At 72.7% G+C, this 18,360-nt stretch carries 19 protein-coding genes and 1 tRNA gene; 14 read left to right on the top strand and 6 right to left on the bottom strand.

The window, feature by feature from the left end:
- Positions 1-92: 92 nt before the first annotated feature.
- The 3 genes from EDD26_RS07780 (at position 93) to EDD26_RS07790 (ending at position 3,225) form a co-directional block, all read left to right on the top strand.
- A complete protein-coding gene (locus EDD26_RS07780; protein ID WP_123697188.1) occupies positions 93-653 on the top strand; it encodes a PadR family transcriptional regulator in 561 nt (186 codons plus the stop codon).
- Positions 654-692: 39 nt separating this feature from the next.
- A complete protein-coding gene (locus EDD26_RS07785) occupies positions 693-2,405 on the top strand; it encodes an ABC1 kinase family protein (RefSeq protein ID WP_123697189.1) in 1,713 nt (570 codons plus the stop codon).
- Positions 2,406-2,475: 70 nt separating this feature from the next.
- Positions 2,476-3,225: a phosphoglyceromutase gene (locus tag EDD26_RS07790; protein WP_123697190.1), complete on the top strand. Its 750-nt coding sequence runs from the start codon at positions 2,476-2,478 to the stop codon at positions 3,223-3,225.
- Positions 3,226-3,307: 82 nt separating this feature from the next.
- On the opposite strand, the gene phoU is transcribed toward EDD26_RS07790, so the two are convergent.
- Positions 3,308-4,012 (bottom strand): phosphate signaling complex protein PhoU, encoded by a 705-nt coding sequence (gene phoU, locus EDD26_RS07795; protein ID WP_123697191.1) that lies wholly within the window; start codon positions 4,010-4,012, stop codon positions 3,308-3,310.
- Positions 4,013-4,180: 168 nt separating this feature from the next.
- On the opposite strand from phoU, the gene EDD26_RS07800 reads away from it, so the two are divergent.
- On the top strand, positions 4,181-5,335 hold the full coding sequence (locus EDD26_RS07800; protein WP_123697192.1) for a sensor histidine kinase: 1,155 nt from the start codon (positions 4,181-4,183) through the stop codon (positions 5,333-5,335).
- Positions 5,332-6,015 (top strand): response regulator transcription factor, encoded by a 684-nt coding sequence (locus tag EDD26_RS07805; protein WP_123697193.1) that lies wholly within the window; start codon positions 5,332-5,334, stop codon positions 6,013-6,015. Before EDD26_RS07800 ends, EDD26_RS07805 begins: the two co-directional genes overlap by 4 nt.
- 22 nt (positions 6,016-6,037) lie before the next feature.
- Here the strand turns inward: EDD26_RS07805 and EDD26_RS07810 are convergent, their stop codons facing one another.
- On the bottom strand, positions 6,038-6,508 hold the full coding sequence (locus EDD26_RS07810; protein WP_123697194.1) for a hypothetical protein: 471 nt from the start codon (positions 6,506-6,508) through the stop codon (positions 6,038-6,040).
- Positions 6,509-6,752: 244 nt separating this feature from the next.
- Here EDD26_RS07810 and EDD26_RS07815 point away from each other — a divergent pair, with 244 nt between their 5' ends.
- The 4 genes from EDD26_RS07815 (at position 6,753) to rlmB (ending at position 11,018) form a co-directional block, all read left to right on the top strand.
- Positions 6,753-7,241, top strand: a complete 489-nt coding sequence (locus EDD26_RS07815) for a CarD family transcriptional regulator (RefSeq protein ID WP_123697195.1) — start codon at positions 6,753-6,755, stop codon at positions 7,239-7,241.
- Positions 7,242-7,367: 126 nt separating this feature from the next.
- Complete coding sequence (gene ispD / locus EDD26_RS07820) at positions 7,368-8,510, top strand: 2-C-methyl-D-erythritol 4-phosphate cytidylyltransferase (RefSeq protein ID WP_245989805.1); 1,143 nt, start codon at positions 7,368-7,370, stop codon at positions 8,508-8,510.
- Positions 8,511-8,640: 130 nt separating this feature from the next.
- Complete coding sequence (gene cysS / locus EDD26_RS07825) at positions 8,641-10,050, top strand: cysteine--tRNA ligase (RefSeq protein WP_123697197.1); 1,410 nt, start codon at positions 8,641-8,643, stop codon at positions 10,048-10,050.
- Entirely contained in the window at positions 10,047-11,018 is a 972-nt protein-coding gene (gene rlmB, locus EDD26_RS07830) for a 23S rRNA (guanosine(2251)-2'-O)-methyltransferase RlmB (RefSeq protein WP_123697198.1), read from the top strand. The genes cysS and rlmB overlap by 4 nt, the downstream gene beginning before the upstream one ends.
- Before the next feature lie 149 nt (positions 11,019-11,167).
- Here rlmB and EDD26_RS07835 read toward each other — a convergent pair whose 3' ends face one another.
- On the bottom strand, positions 11,168-12,484 hold the full coding sequence (locus tag EDD26_RS07835) for a DUF4032 domain-containing protein (protein WP_123697199.1): 1,317 nt from the start codon (positions 12,482-12,484) through the stop codon (positions 11,168-11,170).
- Between the two features lie 68 nt (positions 12,485-12,552).
- Positions 12,553-13,626, bottom strand: coding sequence for an ABC transporter ATP-binding protein (locus EDD26_RS07840; RefSeq protein ID WP_123697200.1), 1,074 nt, complete (start codon positions 13,624-13,626; stop codon positions 12,553-12,555).
- Between the two features lie 165 nt (positions 13,627-13,791).
- Here EDD26_RS07840 and EDD26_RS07845 point away from each other — a divergent pair, with 165 nt between their 5' ends.
- The 3 genes from EDD26_RS07845 to EDD26_RS07855 are packed head-to-tail and all read left to right on the top strand — an operon-like array spanning position 13,792 to position 16,118.
- Positions 13,792-14,709 carry a DsbA family protein gene (locus tag EDD26_RS07845; RefSeq protein ID WP_123697201.1) on the top strand — a complete coding sequence of 306 codons (918 nt, stop codon included), beginning with the start codon at positions 13,792-13,794 and terminating at the stop codon, positions 14,707-14,709.
- Entirely contained in the window at positions 14,709-15,701 is a 993-nt protein-coding gene (locus EDD26_RS07850; RefSeq protein WP_123697202.1) for a DsbA family protein, read from the top strand. The genes EDD26_RS07845 and EDD26_RS07850 overlap by 1 nt, the downstream gene beginning before the upstream one ends.
- Before the next feature lie 36 nt (positions 15,702-15,737).
- Positions 15,738-16,118: a hypothetical protein gene (locus tag EDD26_RS07855; protein WP_123697203.1), complete on the top strand. Its 381-nt coding sequence runs from the start codon at positions 15,738-15,740 to the stop codon at positions 16,116-16,118.
- A gap of 46 nt (positions 16,119-16,164) precedes the next feature.
- On the opposite strand, the gene EDD26_RS07860 is transcribed toward EDD26_RS07855, so the two are convergent.
- A complete protein-coding gene (locus EDD26_RS07860) occupies positions 16,165-16,665 on the bottom strand; it encodes a hypothetical protein (protein WP_123697204.1) in 501 nt (166 codons plus the stop codon).
- Between the two features lie 102 nt (positions 16,666-16,767).
- Positions 16,768-16,839, bottom strand: a tRNA-Thr gene (locus EDD26_RS07865).
- A gap of 45 nt (positions 16,840-16,884) precedes the next feature.
- On the opposite strand from EDD26_RS07865, the gene EDD26_RS07870 reads away from it, so the two are divergent.
- Both EDD26_RS07870 and EDD26_RS07875 read left to right on the top strand, forming a co-directional pair.
- A complete protein-coding gene (locus EDD26_RS07870; RefSeq protein ID WP_123697205.1) occupies positions 16,885-17,409 on the top strand; it encodes a GNAT family N-acetyltransferase in 525 nt (174 codons plus the stop codon).
- Positions 17,406-18,341 (top strand): DMT family transporter, encoded by a 936-nt coding sequence (locus EDD26_RS07875; RefSeq protein ID WP_123697206.1) that lies wholly within the window; start codon positions 17,406-17,408, stop codon positions 18,339-18,341. The genes EDD26_RS07870 and EDD26_RS07875 overlap by 4 nt, the downstream gene beginning before the upstream one ends.
- Positions 18,342-18,360 lie beyond the last annotated feature (19 nt).

The raw sequence follows: 18,360 nt of genomic DNA on the forward strand, positions 1-18,360 counted from the left end.
TCCATTCTCATAGGTTCTGCACCCTTCCGCGACGCTGCGTGAGCGATATATCGTTGCGTATCGTCGAGACGCGGCGGTGCGAGGAGGACATCATGCACGGTTCATTCGCAGGCGGAGGCTACGCCGGCCCTCGGGGCTTCGGCGACGGCAGGCCCGGCGCTGGCGTGTGGGAGGCGATGGAGCAGCTGCGCACCGCGTTCGAGCGGCGCGGCGGCACCCGGATGGGTCGCGGCGACGTGCGCGCGGCCGTGCTCGCGCTGCTCGCAGAGCGCCCCATGCACGGCTACCAGATCATCCAGGAGATCGAGGAGCGCAGCGGCGGCGCGTGGAAGCCGAGCCCCGGCTCGGTCTACCCGACGCTGCAGCTGCTCGCCGACGAGGGGCTGATCAGCGCCGAGGAGGCGAACGGTCGCAAGACCTACGCGCTCACGGAGGGCGGCAGGGCCGAGGCGGATGCCGCCGACCGGCAGGCGCCCTGGCTCGCGACGAGCGAGCGGGAGAGCGGGTTCTCGGCGCTGCCGAAGGCCGGCATGGAGCTCGCGCAGGCGGCCGCGCAGGTGGGCCGCACGGGCTCGCCCGAGCAGGTGCACCAGGCGGTGGCCGCGCTCGACGAGGCGCGCCGTAGGCTCTACTCCATCCTCGCTCAGGACTGAACCCGGGTGCCGACCCCACGTCGGGCGCTAGGAGGGACGATGCCCGACGCCGGGAGCACGCGCGCCCGCTACCGCCGCATCCTGCGCTTCGCCGCCCGGCATCTCGCGATCATGTGGTGGTTCGAGCTGTTCCTGCCGAGGATCGGGCTCGCCCGCCTCGCGGCGCGCGGCCGGAGCCGCCGGATGACGCGCTTCGCCCGACGCTTCCACGCGCTCGCCGTCGAGCTCGGCGGGCTCATGATCAAGGTCGGCCAGTTCCTGTCGTCGAGGCTCGACGTGCTGCCGCCCGAGATCACCCGCGAGCTCGAGGGGCTGCAGGACGAGGCGCCGGCCGTGCCGTTCGCGCAGGTGCGCGCACTCGCCGAGCAGGAGCTCGGCATGCCGCTCGATCGCGCCTTCGCGTGGATCGACGAGACGCCGATCGCCGCCGCGTCGCTCGGCCAGGCGCACCGCGCGCGCCTGTCGGCGCTCGACGCCGCCGACACCGGCATCACCGACGCGGTCGTGAAGGTGCAGCGGCCCGGCATCGAGGCGATCGTCGACGTCGACCTCGCGGCGCTCCGGCGCGTGGGCGGCTGGCTGCGGCGCGTGCGGATCGTCGCCGACCGCGTCGACGCGCCGGCGCTCGTCGAGGAGTTCGCCATCACGAGCCTGCTCGAGGTCGACTACCTGCACGAGGCCTCGAACGCCGAGCGCTTCACCGCCGCCTTCGCCGGCGACGCCCGCGTGCGGACGCCTGAGATCGTCTGGGAGCGCACGAGCCGCCGCGTGCTGACCCTCTCCGACGTCTCGGCGATCAAGATCAACGACGTCGACGGCCTCCGCGCCGCGGGCATCGACCCGTCAGCGGTCGCCTCGACCTTCGCCGCCGTCATGTTCGACCAGCTCTTCTCGCTCGGCTTCTTCCACGCCGACCCGCATCCGGGCAACCTGTTCGTCACGCCGGTCGTGGCGGCGCCGGGCACCGCAGGCGGTGCGGATGCGGGCCAGGACTGGCGGCTCACGTTCGTCGACTTCGGGATGATGGGCGAGGTGCCGAGCGGCACCCGGCGCGGACTCCGGCGGATGCTCATCGCGGCCGCGGCGCGCGACGGCAAGGGCCTCGTCGAGGCCATTCAGGAGCTCGGTGCGCTGCTGCCCACCGCCGACACCGCGGAGCTCGAACGCGCGATGGGCCACGCCTTCGCCCGCTTCGGCGGCATGGGCTTCGCCGAGCTGCGCGACGTCGACCCGCGCGAGTTCCGCGACTTCGCCGTGGAGTTCGGCGAGCTCATGCGCTCGCTGCCGTTCCAGCTGCCCGAGGACTTCCTGCTCATCATCCGCGCGATGTCGCTCACCTCGGGCGTCGCCAGCAACCTCGATCCCGCGTTCAACCTCTGGGACTCGGTCGAGCCCTATGCAGGCCGGCTGGTGCGCGACGAGCGCGGCAGCGCCGTGCGCGACATCGCGCAGGAGGTGCTCGAGACCGCCGGCATCGTCGCTCGGCTGCCGCGGCGGGTGGATGCGCTCATCACGCGCGCCGAGGAGGGTCGCCTCGCCATCAGCACGCCGCGCCTCGACCGCCGGGTCGCGCGGCTCGAGCGCGCGGTCGGCCGGCTCGCCACGGCGATGCTCTTCGCCGGGCTGCTGCTCGCCGGTGCGCTGCTGCGACCGGACGACCCGGAGCTCGGCACCGCCCTCATGGTCGCGTCGGCAGTGCCGCTCGTGCTCGTCGTGGTCGGTCCGATCCTCGGACGTCGCGGCCCGGACTGACGGCCCGCGGCGAGGGCGAGCGCGGACCGCCCGCACGCACCCGCGCGGCCATCCCAACTAGGCTTGCGGCATGACCGAGCGCACCCTCATCCTGCTCCGCCACGGCCAGTCGACCTGGAACGAGAAGAACCTGTTCACCGGCTGGGTCGACGTCCGCCTCACCGCCAAGGGCGCCGAGGAGGCGAAGCGCGGCGGCGAGCTGCTGCGCGAGCGCGACCTGCTGCCCGACGTGCTCTACACGTCGCTGCTCACGCGCGCCATCCAGACCGCGAACATCGCCCTCGACGCGGCCGACCGCGCGTGGATCCCGGTGACGCGCTCGTGGCGGCTCAACGAGCGCCACTACGGCGACCTGCAGGGCAAGGACAAGGCCGAGACGCTCGAGCAGTACGGCGAGGAGCAGTTCATGCTCTGGCGCCGCTCGTTCGACACCCCGCCGCCGGCGATCGCCGACGACAACGAGTTCTCGCAGGCGGGCGACCTCCGCTACGCCGGCATCGACGGCGACGTGCCCGCGACCGAGTGCCTCAAGGACGTCATCGACCGCTTCCTGCCGTACTGGGAGTCGACGATCACGAAGGACCTCGAGGCCGGGCGCACCGTGCTCGTCACGGCGCACGGCAACTCGCTGCGCGCGCTCGTGAAGCACCTCGACGGCATCTCCGACGACGACATCGCGGCCCTCAACATCCCGACGGGCATCCCGCTCGTCTACCGCCTGGGCGACGACAACATGCCGCTCGGCCCGGGGGAGTACCTGGACCCCGAGGCGGCAGCGGCCGGCGCGGCCGCCGTGGCGAGCCAGGGCAGCAAGCACTAGTCCCTGCATGACGAAGGGCCCCGCACCAGGCGGGGCCCTTCGTCGTCGTCGGTGGCGTCGTCGGCGCTCGCGCGCCGCGGCATCACTCGGGTGCGGGCTGCGCGCGCACCGGCTCGGGCGCCATGTCGGCGCGAGCGTCGTCGTCGCCGGTCCAGTCGCCGGTCGCGAGGTACTTGACCTTCTTGGCGATGCCGACCGCGTGGTCGGCGAAGCGCTCGTGGTAGCGGCTCGCGAGCGTCGCGTCGACGGTCGTGTGCGCCGCACCCTCCCACGTCGTGCCGAGCACGTGCGCGAAGACGTCGCGGTGCAGCTTGTCGACGTGCGAGTCGGCCGTCTCGAGGCGGTCGGCGAGCGTGAGGTCCTGCGACTCGAGCAGGTCGCGCAGCATCTTCGCGATCTCGATGTCGCTCGCGCCCATCTCGGCGAACGTCGGCTGCAGCGACTCCGGCACCACCTGCATCGGGAAGCGGTAGCGCGCGAGCAGCGCGATGTGGCGCGCGAGGTCGCCCATGCGCTCGAGCGACGCCGAGATGCGCAGCGCCGAGACGACGATGCGCAGGTCGCGGGCGACCGGCGACTGGCGGGCGATGATGTCGATCGCGAGCTCGTCGAGCGACGCGGCCTTGTCGTCGATGATCGGGTCGGTCGCGATCACCTGCTCCGCGAGCTGCACGTTGGAGTCGCCGAAGGCGCGCACGGCGGCCTCGATCGAGACGACGACGTGGTTGGCGATGTCGACGAGGCGCTCCTGCACCTCGCTCAGCTCCTGCTGGAATACGTCGCGCATGGCTCCTGCTCTCGTTTGTGCGCCGCGCCGTCGCTGCGTCGAGCACGGCACGGACCTGTCGCCCAGTGTTCTGGCCCCAGGTTACCGGCGGGTGTCCAGTGTCTGAACCCTCGGCGGCGACCGGCTCCCGGCGGCGAACGGCAGGTGGCCGCCGACTACGCTGACAGGGTGGATGCGTCGTGGTACGTGCTCATCGCGCTCCTGCTGGGATTCGCGATCGGAGCGGTCTCCGTGCACCTCCTCGGCATCGCCGCGCATCGCGGCCGCCAGGTGATGGCCATCGCGAGCGAGCCGGTCCCCGACGGCATCGCCGCGATGGTGCAGGTGCTCGAGTCCGCCGGCGTCGTGCTCGACGGCTCGAACCAGGTGATCCTCTCGTCGCCCGGCGCGCTCGCGCTCGACCTCGTCGAGGGCAGGGCGCTGCGCTCGCACGACATCCTCGCCGCCGTGCGCCGGGTCTGGCGCACGGGAGAGCAGGAGGTGCTCGAGCTCGTCCACCGCCGGGGCCGCATCGGCGCCGGCATGGACGTGCACCTGCGCGTGCGCGTCGCGCCGCTCGGCAACCGCTTCATGCTCGTGCTCGCGGCGGATCGCACCGAGGAGCTGCGGCTCGCCGGCGTGCGCCGCGACTTCGTCGCCAACGTGAGCCACGAGCTCAAGACGCCGATCGGTGCGGTGAGCGTGCTCGCCGAGGCGATCGAGGCGGCGGCGGAGGATCCCGACCGGGTGCGCTCGTTCGCGCAGCGCATGCAGGTCGAGGCCGACCGCCTCGGGCGCATGACCAAGGCGCTCATCGACCTCTCGCGCATCCAGTCCGACGACCCGCTCGACCACGCCGAGCGCGTGCCGATCGGCCGCGTGGTCGAGGTGGCGGTGGACCGCAACCGCGTGCTCGCCGACTCCAAGCGGATGCGGGTCATCCCGCGCGTGCTCGACGAGGTCGACGTGCTGGGCTCCGAGGACCTCATCACCATGGCGGTGCAGAACCTGGTCGCGAACGCGCTGCAGTACTCGCCGGAGGCCACCCACGTGGGCGTCGGCGTGCGGGTGACCGACGGCGTCGTCGAGATCTCGGTCACCGACAAGGGCGTCGGCATCGCGCACGACGACCTGGAGCGCGTCTTCGAGCGCTTCTACCGCGTGGACCCGGCACGCAGCCGCGTGACCGGCGGCACGGGCCTCGGCCTCAGCATCGTGAAGCACGTCGCGAGTAGCCACGGCGGCGAGGTCACCCTCTGGTCGCGTCCGGGTCAGGGCTCCACCTTCACGCTCCGCCTGCCCGTCGCAGGCCCCACCGCCACCGCCCCGAAGGAGATCGCATGACGCGCATCCTGATCGTCGAGGACGAGACCGCGCTCGCCGAGCCCCTCGCCTACCTGCTCGAGCTCGAGGGCTACGAGACGGCGCACGCCGCCGACGGCGACGCGGCGGTGCGCATGTACGAGACGGAGGGCGCCGACCTCATCCTGCTCGACCTCATGCTGCCGGGGCGCAGCGGCACCGAGGTGTGCCGGCACATCCGTCAGACGTCGCAGGTGCCGATCATCATGCTGACGGCGAAGGACAGCGAGGTCGACACGATCGTCGGGCTCGAGCTGGGCGCCGACGACTACGTCACGAAGCCCTACTCGACCCGCGAGCTCGTCGCGCGCATCCGCGCGGTGCTGCGCCGCCGCGCCGTCGAGGAGGACGAGGAGGACGACGCGGTTGTCGAGATCGGCCGAGTGCGGCTCGACGCCGACAGCCACACCGTGACCGTCGAGGGGCGGGAGACGGCGATGCCGCTGCGCGAGTTCGAGCTGCTCGAGTACCTCATGCGCAACGCGGGCAGGGTGCTGACGCGCGGCCAGCTCATCGATCGGGTCTGGGGCAGCGACTACTTCGGCGACACGAAGACGCTCGACGTGCACATCAAGCGGCTGCGGGCGAAGATCGAGGAGGACCCGTCGAACCCGACGTGCGTCGTCACGCTGCGGGGCCTGGGGTACCGCTTCGAGCGCTGACCCGGCGCTCAGGCGCTGCGGGTCAGTCGGCGGCGGGCTCGACCGGGGCGAGCGTCTCGTAGCCGACGAACTCGGTCGAGATCATCTGCACCTCGACGCCGGTCGGCTCCGCGCCGTCGGCCTGGAACGAGACGTTGCGGTGACCGCCGTAGGCGATGTCGTCGGCAGCGAAGACGAGCTGCTGCTCCGGGAAGCCGTAGGTGGTGACGCCGGTGGCCACGCGCACCTCTTGTACCTCCTCGCCGACCCGGACCTCGAGGAAGGTCGCCTCGCCGGGGTTGGTGAAGGTGACCGAGAGGTTGAGCGCGTCGCCCTCGGGCTCGCCGATGAGCATCGCGTTGTGGAACTCGACGGTGCCCGTCTGGCCCGAGATGCCGTCGGATGCGTCGTACTGGATCTGCGTCGCCTGCGGCGTCAGGATGTTGCATCCGGTCGCGGCGAAGGCGACGACGACTGCTGCGGCTGCTGCTGCGGCGACGGTGCGAGGCTGCACGAGGACCCTTTCGACGATGGCCGAGGGCGCTGGAGGGTGCGCTCGCGGTCGCAAGCGAGTCTAGCGCGGCGCGGCACGAGGCGAGGGCTCGACGGGCTTCCGCCGGGGCCCCGCGCCGTGCCGATCCGGGCATCGTGACCCGGTCCGGGCCGCGGCGGGGCGTGATCCAACCACGCCTGCCCCGGCGCCCGCGAGCGACACGCTGTGATAAAATCAAGGTTCTGGCTATGACGAGGAGCATTCGATGAACTTTGAGGTCGGAGAGACGGTCGTCTACCCCCACCACGGTGCCGCGACGATCACCGAGGTCAAGGTCCGCAAGATCAAGGGCGTCGAGACCACCTACCTCAAGCTCAACGTCGCGCAGGGCGGCCTCACCATCGAGGTCCCCGCGCAGAACGTCGACATGGTGGGCGTTCGCGACGTCATCGGCGAGGAGGGCCTCGACCGCGTGTTCGAGGTGCTGCGGGCGGACTTCACCGAGGAGCCCACGAACTGGGCGCGCCGCTACAAGGCGAACGTCGAGAAGCTGGCGTCGGGCGACGTCATCAAGGTGAGCGAGGTCGTGCGCGACCTGTCCCGCCGCGACCAGGACCGCGGCCTCTCGGCCGGCGAGAAGCGCATGCTCGCGAAGGCCCGGCAGATCCTGGTCTCCGAGCTGGCGCTCGCGGAGCACACCGACGAGGACGCGGCAGCCGCTCGCCTCGACGAGGCGCTCGCTCCCGCGGTCTGACCAGCTCGAGGCGCACGCGTCCCACGCGCGCGCCTCATGCACCGAGCCGAGGCGCCCGATCCCCAAGGTCGGGCGCCTCTCTCGTGCCCGGGGGGAGGGTGCGCGCGGTTGTCTAGGCTGAGGCGCGTGACCGACACCGCCCTCATCGTCGTCGCCGCGGGCAGCGGCACCCGGCTCGGCCGCGGCGTGCCCAAGGCCTTCGCGGAGGTGGCGGGCGCGCCGATCCTCGAGCATGCGCTCCGCGGCCTCGCCGCCATCGACGCCGCGCTCGTCGTGGTCGTCCCCGCGGGCCTCGAGGCGGATGCCGCGGTGATCGCCGCCCGCGCCGGCGTCACGGTGAGCGTCGTCGTGGGCGGCGAGACGCGCGCGGATTCCGTCGCCGCGGGCCTCGACGCCGCGCGCGATGCGCGCTGGGTGCTCGTGCACGACGCGGCGCGCGCGCTGACGCCCGCCGCGCAGGTCGAGCGCGTCATCGCGGCGCTGCGGGCCGGCGCATCCGCCGTCGTGCCGGTGCTGCCGGTCGTCGACACGATCCGCGCGGTCACGCCGGCGTCGCTCGCGGAGCCGGACGAGCTCGGCGCGATCGTCGACCGAGCGGGGCTGCGGGCGATGCAGACGCCGCAGGGCTTCGACGCTACGGTGCTGCGCCGCGCCTACGCCGAGGCGGATGCGCGCGTCGCGTCGACCGACGACGCCCAGCTCGTGCAGGCGCTCGGCCTCCCGGTGGCGGCCGTGCGCGGTGACGACCTCGCCTTCAAGATCACGACCCCCGCCGACGCAGACCGCGCCGAGTCGCTGCTGGGGCCGGCGATCCGGGTGGGCGTCGGCGCCGACGTGCACGCCTTCGGCGGCGACGGCCCGCTGCGGCTCGCAGGCCTCGAGTGGGAGGGGCAGGGGCTCGAGGGCCACTCCGACGGCGACGCCGTGTGCCACGCGATCGTCGATGCCCTGCTCGGCGCCGCCGGCCTCGGCGACATCGGCGGGCTCGTGGGGGTCGACGACCCGCAGCACGCGGGCGCCCACGGCGAGGTCTTCGTGCGCGCCGCCGTCGCGCGGCTCGCGGAGCACGGCTGGCGGCCGGTGAACGTCGCGGTGCAGGTGCTCGGCGTGCGGCCGCGCATCGGCACCCGCCGCGACGAGGCGCAGGGCGCGCTCAGCGCGATGGTCGGCGCACCCGTGAGCGTCTCGGGCACCACGACCGACGGGCTCGGCGCCCTCGGCCGCGGGGAGGGTGTGCAGGCGATCGCGACCGCGCTCATCCGCCGCTGACCTGCGGCCGGCCCGGGCAGGCCGCCCCTCCCGCCGAACGGGACCCCGTCCACCCGACGGGACCCGGTGCGCCGGGTCCCGTCGGGTGGAGCGGGTCCCGGTGCGCTGGACGCCAGTAGCCTTGGGGACCGTGACCGTGCGCATCTACGACTCCCGGCGGCAGGCCGTCGTCGACCTCCGGCCGCTCCGCGCGGGCGAGGTGTCGATGTACGTGTGCGGACCGACCGTGCAGTCGTCGCCGCACATCGGCCACGTGCGCAGCGCCGTCGCCTACGACCTCTGGCGCCGCTGGCTCGCGCACCGCGGCCTGCGCGTCACGTTCGTGCGCAACGTCACCGACATCGACGACAAGGTGCTCGTCAACGCGGTCGACGAGCCGTGGTGGGCGCTCGCCTACCGGATCGAGCTCGAGTTCACGGCGGCCTACCGCGCCGTCGGCGTGCTCGCGCCGACGTACGAGCCGCGCGCGACGGCATCCGTGCCCGGCATGCACGAGCTCATCCAGCTGCTCATCGGGCGCGGGCACGCGTATCCCGCGCTCGACGGCTCGGCCGACGTCTACTTCGACGTGCGCTCGTGGGGCGAGTACGGCGCGCTCACGCGCCAGTCGATCGACAAGATGGAGCCGGCCGCCGACGCCGACCCGCGCGGCAAGCGCGACCCGCGCGACTTCGCGCTCTGGAAGGCGTCGAAGCCCGAGGAGCCCGCCTCCGCATCGTGGGCCTCGCCGTGGGGCGACGGCCGTCCCGGCTGGCACATCGAGTGCTCGGCCATGGCGCGCCGCTACCTCGGCGACAGCTTCGACATCCACGGCGGCGGGCTCGACCTGCGGTTCCCGCACCACGAGAACGAGCTCGCCCAGTCGACGGCCGCGGGCCTCGGCTTCGCCAGCGTGTGGAGCCACAACGGGCTCGTCAACGTCGACGGCGAGAAGATGTCGAAGTCGCTCGGCAACTCCATCTTCGCCGCCGACCTGCTCGCGTCGGTGCGCCCGATCGTCGCGCGCTACTTCCTGGTCGCCCCGCACTACCGCTCGACCATCGACCTGCGCACCGCCGCCGGCAGCCTCGAGGGTGGCTCGCTCGCCGAGGCGGAGGCGGCGTTCGGCCGCATCGAGTGGATGCTCGAGCGCGCCGCACGCGTCGGCGAGCTGCCCGAGTCGGCGGTGCCGGATGCGTTCGGCGCGGCCATGGACGACGACCTCTCGACCCCGCAGGCCGTCGCCGTGCTGCACGACACCACCCGCGCGGCGAACGCCGCGCTCGACGCCGGCGACGACGCCGCGGCGCTCGCGCGGGCCGGCGAGGCGCTCGCGATGCTGCGGGTGCTGGGGCTCGATCCTGCCGACAAGGCGTGGCAGGCTGTACCCTCGGCCGAGAGCCATGCGCTGTCGAGCCTCGTCGAGACGCTCCTCGCGGAGCGCCGCGAGGCTCGCGCGAACAAGGACTTCGCCGCATCCGACCGCATCCGCGACACGCTCGCGGCCGCCGGCATCCTCGTCGAGGACGGCAAGCACACGACCACCTGGAGCACCTCATGACGAAGCCGCAGCGATCGCCGCGGAAGAAGGGCCCCTCCAAGGGCACCGGCGGCCTCGGCCGTAGGGCGCTCGAGGGCAAGGGCCCCACCCCGAAGGCAGAGGACCGATCCTGGCACCCCGCCGGCAAGCGGAAGGCGTCGCGCGAGCGCTTCGAGGCCGCCTCCGCGAAGGGCCGCCCCGCGCAGCCGCCGCGGCACCGCAAGCCGTCGTCCGCGAAGGACGACTCCGAGATGGTGACCGGCCGCAACTCGGTGCTCGAGGCGCTCCGCGCCAAGATCCCCGCGACCTCGCTCATCCTCGCCTCGCGGCTCGAGATGGACGACCGCGTCAAGGAGATCCTGTCGATCGCCACGAAGCGCGGCGTGCCCGTGCTCGAGGTGATGCGACCGGAGCTCGACCGCATCTCCGGCCACGACGCCGTGCACCAGGGCGTCGCGCTCAAGGTGCCGCCGTACCAGTACGCGCACCCCGTCGACCTGCTCGAGCAGGTGCTCGACCGGCACCAGACGCCGCTCTTCGTCGCGCTCGACGGCATCACCGACCCGCGCAACCTCGGTGCGATCATCCGCTCGGCCGGCGCGTTCGGCGCGCAGGGCGTCATCGTGCCGCAGCGCCGCTCGGTCGGCGTGACGGCGAGCGCCTGGAAGACGAGCGCGGGCGCCGCGGCGCGCGTGCCGGTCGCGATGGCCTCGAACCTGACCGCGACGCTCAAGGAGCTGAAGTCGCAGGGATGCTTCGTCATCGGACTGGACGGCGACGGCGACGTGTCGCTCCACGAGCTCGAGCTCGCTGCAGGGCCGCTCGTGATCGTGGTGGGCAGCGAGGGCAAGGGGCTCTCGCGCCTCGTCGCCGAGACGTGCGACGCGATCGTCTCGATCCCGATCGGCGCGGCGACCGAGTCGCTGAACGCCGGCATCGCGGCGTCGATCACGCTCTACGAGGTCGCGAAGCTGCGCGGCTCCCGCTGACGCAGCCATGCTGATCGAGTAGCAGCCGGCGGAGCCGGCCGCGTATCGAGATCAATGGACGGTGGGCGGGGCTGTCGTCTCGATACGCGCGCCTTCGGCGTGCTACTCGACGAGCGGGAGGGTGAGCTCCTCGACGAGCGATTGGGCGCTCAGACCTTATCGCGCCAGTCGGGGTCGTCGTCCTCGTCCTCGAGCAGGATCGCGCCGGTCTCGATCGGCACGACCGAGATCGCCGTCGTGACGGGCACGCCGAGCAGCGCCGCCTCGTCGCGGCGGAAGGAGAGCTGCGTCTCGATGTAGCTGGTCGCCGCCTCCTCGAGCGGCACCTCGCACTGGCGCTGCTCCGACAGGTACCAGCGGTGCTCGAGCACCTCGTGGAAGACCTCAGGGCCCTCGAGCTTGCCGCGCAGCTCGAGCGGTACCGACTCGACGATCGGCGCGAAGACCCGCTCGAACCACTCGTTCGCGAGCGCCTCGTCGCCGACGGTCGGGCGCAGGTCGTGCTGCAGCGCCACGTACTGGTCGAGGTCGTTGAGCATCCGTCGCGCCTGGTTCTCCTCGGCGTCGATGCCGGTGAGGCCCTGCAGCCGGCGGTGGTGGTGCCCGGGGTCGACGACCTTGGGCTGGATGTTCACGGTCGTGCCGCCGTCGCCGGTGCGGATCGCGAGCTCCTCGATGTCGTAGCCGAGCGCGTTGAGCCGCTCGATGCGCGCGCTGATGCGCCAGCGCTCGGACGCGTCGATCACCTCGTCGCTCATGAGCTCGTGCCAGAGCGACCGGTACTGCTCGACGATCGAGGCCGCGACCGCGACCGGGTCGATCGACTCGTCGAGCCGTCCGCCGGCGGCAAGGTCGAGCAGCTCGCCGGCGATGTTCACGCGCGCGACCTCGAGGTCGTCCTCGCGGCGGCCGGTCGAGAGCCCGCTCGGCTCGAGCGTGCCGGTCTCGGCGTCGACGAGGTAGGCGGCGAAGGCACCCGCGTCGCGCCGGAAGAGCGTGTTCGACAGCGACACGTCACCCCAGTAGAAGCCCACGAGGTGCAGCCGCACGAGCAGGCCGGCGAGCGCGTCGACGAGCCGCTGGGCGGTGTCGCGCTTCATCGACGACGAGTAGAGCGCGCGGTAGGGGAGCGAGAAGCGCAGGTGCCGGGTGACGAGCACCGAGTCGAGCTCCTCCCCGTCGGCGCCGGTGCGGCCCGAGATGACCGCGAGCGGCTCCACGCACGGCACGTCGAGGCGCTGCAGCCGCCGCAGCATCGAGTACTCGCGGGAGGCCATCTCCTCGGTCGTCTCCTTGATGGCGACGACGCGGCCGCCGAGCCGCGCGAACCGCACGAGGTGCCGAGAGATGCCCTTGGGCAGCTGGACGACGTCCTCCTCGGTCCACTCCTCGAGCGGCACCTCCCAGGGCAGGTCGAGCAGGGTCGCATCCATCACCGCGGAGGTGATGCGCAGATCGGAGCGCATGTCGCCATGCTAGGCCGAAGGGCCCCCGCCGTCAGCGGGGGCCCTCCGGATGCTGCTGCTGCGTCGCCTCAGAGGCGCAGGCCCGACTCGTTGTCGAACAGGTGCAGGTGCGACGGGTCCGGCGTGATGTAGACCGTGTCGCCGAGCGACGCGTGCGTGCGGCCGTCGACGCGCGCGACGATGTCGACGCGCTTGCCCTCGACGTCCGCGTGGCCGTAGAGGTAGCCGTCGGCGCCGAGCTCCTCGACGAGGTCGACGAGCACGGGCAGGCCGTCGCCCTGCTCGGCGACCGAGATGTCCTCGGGCCGGACGCCGACCACGAGGCCGCCCTTCGCCGACGCGAGCTGCTCGCGGGGGATCGGGGTGAGGTGCTGGCCGAAGTGCACGCCCTGGTCGCTCGTCTGCAGCTGCATGAGGTTCATGGCGGGGCTGCCGATGAAGCCGGCGACGAAGACGTTGGCCGGGTTCGCGTACAGGTCGCGGGGGGTGCCGACCTGCTGCAGGATGCCGTCCTTGAGCACCGCGATGCGGTCGCCCATCGTGAGGGCCTCGGTCTGGTCGTGCGTGACGTAGACCGTGGTGACGCCGAGGCGGCGCTGCAGCGACGCGATCTGCGTGCGCGTCTGCACGCGCAGCTTGGCGTCGAGGTTGGAGAGCGGCTCGTCCATGAGGAACACCTGCGGCTGGCGCACGATCGCGCGGCCCATCGCGACGCGCTGGCGCTGACCGCCCGAGAGCGCCTTCGGCTTGCGGCCGAGGTAGGGCTCGAGGTCGAGCAGCTTCGCGGCCTCCTCGACGCGCTTCGCGCGCTCCTCCTTGGCGATGCCGGCGATCTTGAGCGCGAAGCCCATGTTCTCGGCCACCGTCATGTGGGGGTAGAGCGCGTAGTTCTGGAACACCATCGCGATGTCGCGGTCCTTCGGCGGCATGTCGGTGACGTCGCGGTCGCCGATCATGATCTTGCCGTCGTTGACCTCTTCGAGGCCCGCGAGCATGCGCAGGGTGGTGGACTTGCCGCAGCCGGAGGGGCCGACGAGGACGAGGAACTCGCCGTCGGCGATCTCCAGGTCGATCGAGTCGACCGCGGGCTTCGTGCTCCCCGGGTAGAGACGGGTTGCCTTGTCGAACGTCACAGACGCCATGGTCGTCTTCCTTCCACCGGCAGGTACGTGCCGGACGATCCGTAGTGGTCGGTACGGGCAGCACTGCCCGCGGGGACATCCTGGCACGGGAAGTGCCCGGTACCCTAGGAACTGGCGTGTGCTCTCAGCGCGCCACCGGATCCCGGTCGAGCAGGACAGGAACGCATGAGCGACAAGCTGACGAAGAACGAGCGCCGAGCGCAGGCGCGCGAGCAGGCACGCGCGATGCAGGAGCAGCGGCGTCGCCGCGAGCGGATGCGCCGCGGCCTGACGATCGGCGGCATCATCCTCGCGGCCGTCGCGATCGTCGCGATCGTCGCGGTCGTGATCGTGAACAGCATCCGTCCCGCCGGCCCCGGCCCCCAGAACATGGCGAGCAACGGCATCATCGTCGGGCAGGACCTCGTCGCCGAGCGCACCCCCGCGACGCCCGCCGAGGGTGAGCCGACGCCCACCGAGCCGCGCCAGGACATCATCCAGATCGAGATCTACCAGGACTACATGTGCCCCGTGTGCGGCGCCTTCGACGAGGCCAACCGCGCCACGCTCGAGCAGCTGCTGAACACCGGCGCCGCGACCGTCGAGGTGCACCCGATCGCGATCCTCGACCGGCTCTCGCTCGGCACGAAGTTCTCCACGCGCTCCGCGTCCGCGGCCGCCTGCGTCGCCGAGTTCGCCCCCGACCAGTTCTGGGCCTTCAACTCCGCGATGTACGACAACCAGCCGGCCGAGCAGACCGCCGGCCTCACGAACGACGAGATCGTCGGCATCGCCGAGGGCGCGGGCATCGACCCGTCGACCGGCGTCGCCGACTGCATCCGCGAGGGCCGCTTCATGAGCTGGGCCGAGGACGCGACGATCCGTGCCGGTTCGCAGCCGCTGCCCGGCACCGACGGCGTCGTCGCCGACCGCACCCCGACGGTGCTCGTCAACGGCCAGAAGTACGAGGGCGCTCCCGGCGACGCCGCCGGCTTCCAGGCGTTCGTCACGGCCACCGCCGGCCAGCTGACCGGTGAGTCCGAGACGCCGGAGGCCACGGAGACGCCCGCGCCGTCGGAGACGCCCGCGCCGAGCGAGGGCTGATGCGCCGGCGCGCCTGGCCGGCAGGGCTCGCGATCGCCGCGATCGCCCTGCTGGCCGGGTGCGCCGCCACCCCGCCCGCCCCGATCACCACGATCGGCGAGCTGGGTGCCGCCTACCTCGAGGCTGGCGGCGAGTGCAGCGACCTCGTCGAGCAGTACCGCGCGACCGAGACGGATCCGGTGGTCGCCGCGTGCGGCACCGACACCGAGCTCGTGCTCGCCGCCGACGCCGACGAGGCGCAGGCGATCGCGACCGAGCGGCAGCTGCAGGAGCAGACCGTGCTCGTCGCCGATCGCTGGGTCATCCGCGACCCGGCGCTCGAGACCATCCAGCAGGCGCTCGGCGGCCAGATCGTGCGGCTCGCACCCGCCGACGGCCCGGCGAACATGGCCGACGCCATCGCCTTCGATGCCGACGGCGTCGTCGAGGCCGAACCGGTGCCCGCCGAGGGCCAGCCCGCGGCCGTCGAGCCGCCGTCCGGCATCCACGACATCCTCGTCGTCGTCGACCCGCACTGCGAGTACTGCGCACGGGCGCTCACGGCGAGCGGCGAGGAGCTCGAGCGGCTCGCGGACGACGGGGAGGCGCGCGTCGCCTACCTGCCGGTGTCGCTCGGCGACGAGATCGCCAACGGCTACGCGTCGACGCTCGGCGCGAACGCGCTCGCGTGCGTCGCCGACAGCGCCCCCGACGCCTACCGGCCCTTCCAGAGCGCGCTGCTCGAGCACCTGCAGACGACGCGCTTCGATGCCGCCGAGGTGACGGCGCTCGCCGCCGAGCAGGGCGCGGAGGTCGGCGACTGCATCGCGTCGGCGCCGTTCGCGTGGTGGGTGCGGCAGGCGACGGTGCGCGCGATCGAGGAGCCGCTGCAGGGCGTCGAGCCGCTGCGCGGCGTGCCGACGATCCTCGTCGACGGCGTCACCTTCGCGGGCGACGTGAGCGATCCGGCCGCCCTGGCGGCGTTCGTCGCGGCGCAGGCGCCGCGCTCCTAGTCCCGACCGCGCGCCTGCCGCTTGCTAGCCTCCAGCATGCAGATCTCCGTCGGCTCCTGGCTGATCATCGACGCCGCGCTCGACAACGCCATCGCGGTCGCGCTCCAGTCGGACGGCGACGACGCGATGGTGGCGCATGCGCGAGCGCTGCGCGAGCGCGGCTGGGCGGCCGGCGAGGCGCATGCGCAGCACGACGAGGGACCGGTCGGCTGGCCGCCGCGATCGGCCAGCCTCGACATCGAGGCGACCGCCGCCGACCTCGACTTCCTGCGCGCGCAGGTCGACGCCGCGATCGAGGTGACGGAGGGCCTCCTCGACGACGATCGGCTCCATCCGCAGGCGCGCGCCGAGCAGGAGCTCAGCCGCGCGCTCGCCGAGCGGACGCGGGAGGAGCTCGCCGCCGTCGCTAGGGCCTGAACGAGCGCGTCGCGGGTGACCGCCGCGGGTGCCGTCGAGGGACGGCTCATGGCCGGATCGCCGCTGGCCGCCAGCGCGAGACCGCGTCAGCCGTCTCGCGGAGGAACGCGTCGAGCACTGCGTCCACCTCGACCCGATCGCGCCTCGGCTGCCACACCTCGAGGTCGTCCTCGAGCTGCACCATCCGCTCGACAGCACGACTGCTGGAACCGTGCCTGATCACGTCGTGTGCCCACGAGGTGAGCTCGCGCAACGTGCGCGCGCCGCTGCGGTGCTCCATGACCATGACGCGGAGCGCGATCACCTGCGCATCCTCGTCGGACATCGGCCGGTAGTCGAGGCCCAGCGCCGAATGCGCGCGCCGGACGAGCGCTCGCGCCTCCGACCAGCCCAGCGAAGGGCTCGCCCCGGCCAGCTCGGCGACCTCGAGCGCTTCGTCGCCGTCGAGCAGCGCCATCACGGCGGCATCGATGCTGCTGCGGAAGTCGCCGAAGACCAGCGTGCGCGCGTGAGCGACCGTGAACGCATCAGCCGTGCTGTCCTCCATGGCTGCATCTCAGCACGACGCGCAATGCCGCGCGCGCAGCCCGGTCCGTGTCGCCCGGAACACGCGCGTCCGCGAAGAGGCAGCGCCCCGACGGCCGAGCGGAGCCCCCTGTCAGGATTGAACTGACGACCTACGCTTTACAAGAGCGTTGCTCTACCACTGAGCTAAGGAGGCGCGGCCCGGTTCGCCCGGGACCGTCAGCCATTCTAGGCTTGCCCAGTGAGCCGCCTGCGTCCCTGGAACCCCGAGCGCGACGCGGCGGCCGTGCTCGCCGCGTTCGCGGCATCCGAGGATCTGCACCGCCAGGCGCCGCCCATCCGCACGCTCGACGAGGCGCACGCCTACCTCGCCGACATCGCCGACGACGCGCTCGCGATCGACGTCGACGGCATCGCGGTCGGCTGCATCTCGGCTGCCGATCGCGACCTCCGCCACGGCACCGCCTGGATGTCGTACTGGCTCGCCCCTGCCGCTCGCGGCCGCGGGCTCGCGGCCCGCGCGCTCGACACGCGCTCCCGCAGCCTCTTCGCCGACGGCTTCCACCGGCTCGAGCTCGGCGCGAGGGCCAACAACCCGGCCTCCGTCGCAGTGGCGGAGCGCGCGGGGTTCGTGCGAGAGGGCGTCGAGCGGCAGCGGCTCCGCTACGTCGACGAGCACGGCCGCGACGAGCGCTTCGACGTCATCCGGCTCGCGCGGCTCGCGACCGATCCCCGCCCCGACCTCACCCCGCTGGAGCTCGCATGACCGCCTTCCTCTGGCTGCTCGCATCGATCGGGGCCGGCACCGGCCTCGCGCTGCAGAGCCGCGTGAACGGCGAGCTCGGCGCCCGCCTCGAGCACGGCATGCTCGCCGCCCTCATCTCGTTCGGCATCGGCACCGCGGTGCTCGCCCTCCTGCTCGTCGTGTGGCCGGGCGCCCGAGCGGGCGTGCGCCGCCTCATCGGCGTGATCCGCGACGGCTCGATGCCGTGGTGGTACGCGACGACGGGTCTGCTCGGCGCCTTCCTCGTCGCCACCCAGGGCATCGTCGTCGGCACGCTCGGCGTCGCGCTCTACACGGTCGGCGTCGTCGCCGGCCAGACGATGAGCGGGCTCGCCGTCGACCGGATGGGCCTCGGCGGCCTGGCGAGGAAGGCCATCACGCCGCCACGCGTCGTCGGTGGGGTGCTCGCGCTCGTCGCCGTGGGCCTCGCCCTCGTCGGCACGGGCGAGCTCGAGGGCGCGTGGCTCATCGTGCTGCCGTTCCTCGCCGGCCTGCTGCAGTCGCTGCAGCAGGCGATGGGCGGTCTCGTGCAGCGGCACGCGCAGTCGGCGATCGCGCAGACGGTGTCGAACTTCGTCGTCGGCACGATCGCGCTCGCGCTCTTCGTGCTCGTCCAGACCCTCGTGGGCGTGCGCGGAGCACCGCTGCCCACGGAGCCCTGGCTCTACGTCGGCGGCGTGCTCGGCATCGTCTTCATCGCGCTCATGTCGGTCGCCGTCCACCACCTGGGCGTGCTCACCATGGGCCTCGGCGTCATCTGCGGCCAGGTGGTGACGTCGGTGCTGCTCGACGTCGTCTTCCCCGCCGGGCACCCCGTCACGACCTGGTCGCTGCTCGGCGCGGCGCTCACGATCGCGGCGGTCGGCGTCTCGGCCATCCGCCGCCCGGCGCGCGCGGCAGCTCGATCGGTCTGAGCGCACAGGCGGCGACGCG

Origin of the sequence: Agrococcus jenensis (assembly GCF_003752465.1) — a bacterium.
GTDB classification, from domain to species: Bacteria; Actinomycetota; Actinomycetes; order Actinomycetales; family Microbacteriaceae; genus Agrococcus; species Agrococcus jenensis.

What these genes read in the sequence shown, in the direction of transcription:
- EDD26_RS07840 (WP_123697200.1), bottom strand. Translation starts at nt 13,626, where the DNA reads ATGGCGTCTGTGACGTTCGACAAGGCAACCCGTCTCTACCCGGGGAGC.
- EDD26_RS07785 (WP_123697189.1), top strand. Translation starts at nt 693, where the DNA reads ATGCCCGACGCCGGGAGCACGCGCGCCCGCTACCGCCGCATCCTGCGC.
- EDD26_RS07845 (WP_123697201.1), top strand. Translation starts at nt 13,792, where the DNA reads ATGAGCGACAAGCTGACGAAGAACGAGCGCCGAGCGCAGGCGCGCGAG.
- EDD26_RS07790 (WP_123697190.1), top strand. Translation starts at nt 2,476, where the DNA reads ATGACCGAGCGCACCCTCATCCTGCTCCGCCACGGCCAGTCGACCTGG.
- EDD26_RS07815 (WP_123697195.1), top strand. Translation starts at nt 6,753, where the DNA reads ATGAACTTTGAGGTCGGAGAGACGGTCGTCTACCCCCACCACGGTGCC.
- EDD26_RS07780 (WP_123697188.1), top strand. Translation starts at nt 93, where the DNA reads ATGCACGGTTCATTCGCAGGCGGAGGCTACGCCGGCCCTCGGGGCTTC.
- EDD26_RS07860 (WP_123697204.1), bottom strand. Translation starts at nt 16,665, where the DNA reads ATGGAGGACAGCACGGCTGATGCGTTCACGGTCGCTCACGCGCGCACG.
- EDD26_RS07805 (WP_123697193.1), top strand. Translation starts at nt 5,332, where the DNA reads ATGACGCGCATCCTGATCGTCGAGGACGAGACCGCGCTCGCCGAGCCC.
- phoU (WP_123697191.1), bottom strand. Translation starts at nt 4,012, where the DNA reads ATGCGCGACGTATTCCAGCAGGAGCTGAGCGAGGTGCAGGAGCGCCTC.
- rlmB (WP_123697198.1), top strand. Translation starts at nt 10,047, where the DNA reads ATGACGAAGCCGCAGCGATCGCCGCGGAAGAAGGGCCCCTCCAAGGGC.
- EDD26_RS07855 (WP_123697203.1), top strand. Translation starts at nt 15,738, where the DNA reads ATGCAGATCTCCGTCGGCTCCTGGCTGATCATCGACGCCGCGCTCGAC.
- EDD26_RS07850 (WP_123697202.1), top strand. Translation starts at nt 14,709, where the DNA reads ATGCGCCGGCGCGCCTGGCCGGCAGGGCTCGCGATCGCCGCGATCGCC.
- EDD26_RS07875 (WP_123697206.1), top strand. Translation starts at nt 17,406, where the DNA reads ATGACCGCCTTCCTCTGGCTGCTCGCATCGATCGGGGCCGGCACCGGC.
- EDD26_RS07835 (WP_123697199.1), bottom strand. Translation starts at nt 12,484, where the DNA reads ATGCGCTCCGATCTGCGCATCACCTCCGCGGTGATGGATGCGACCCTG.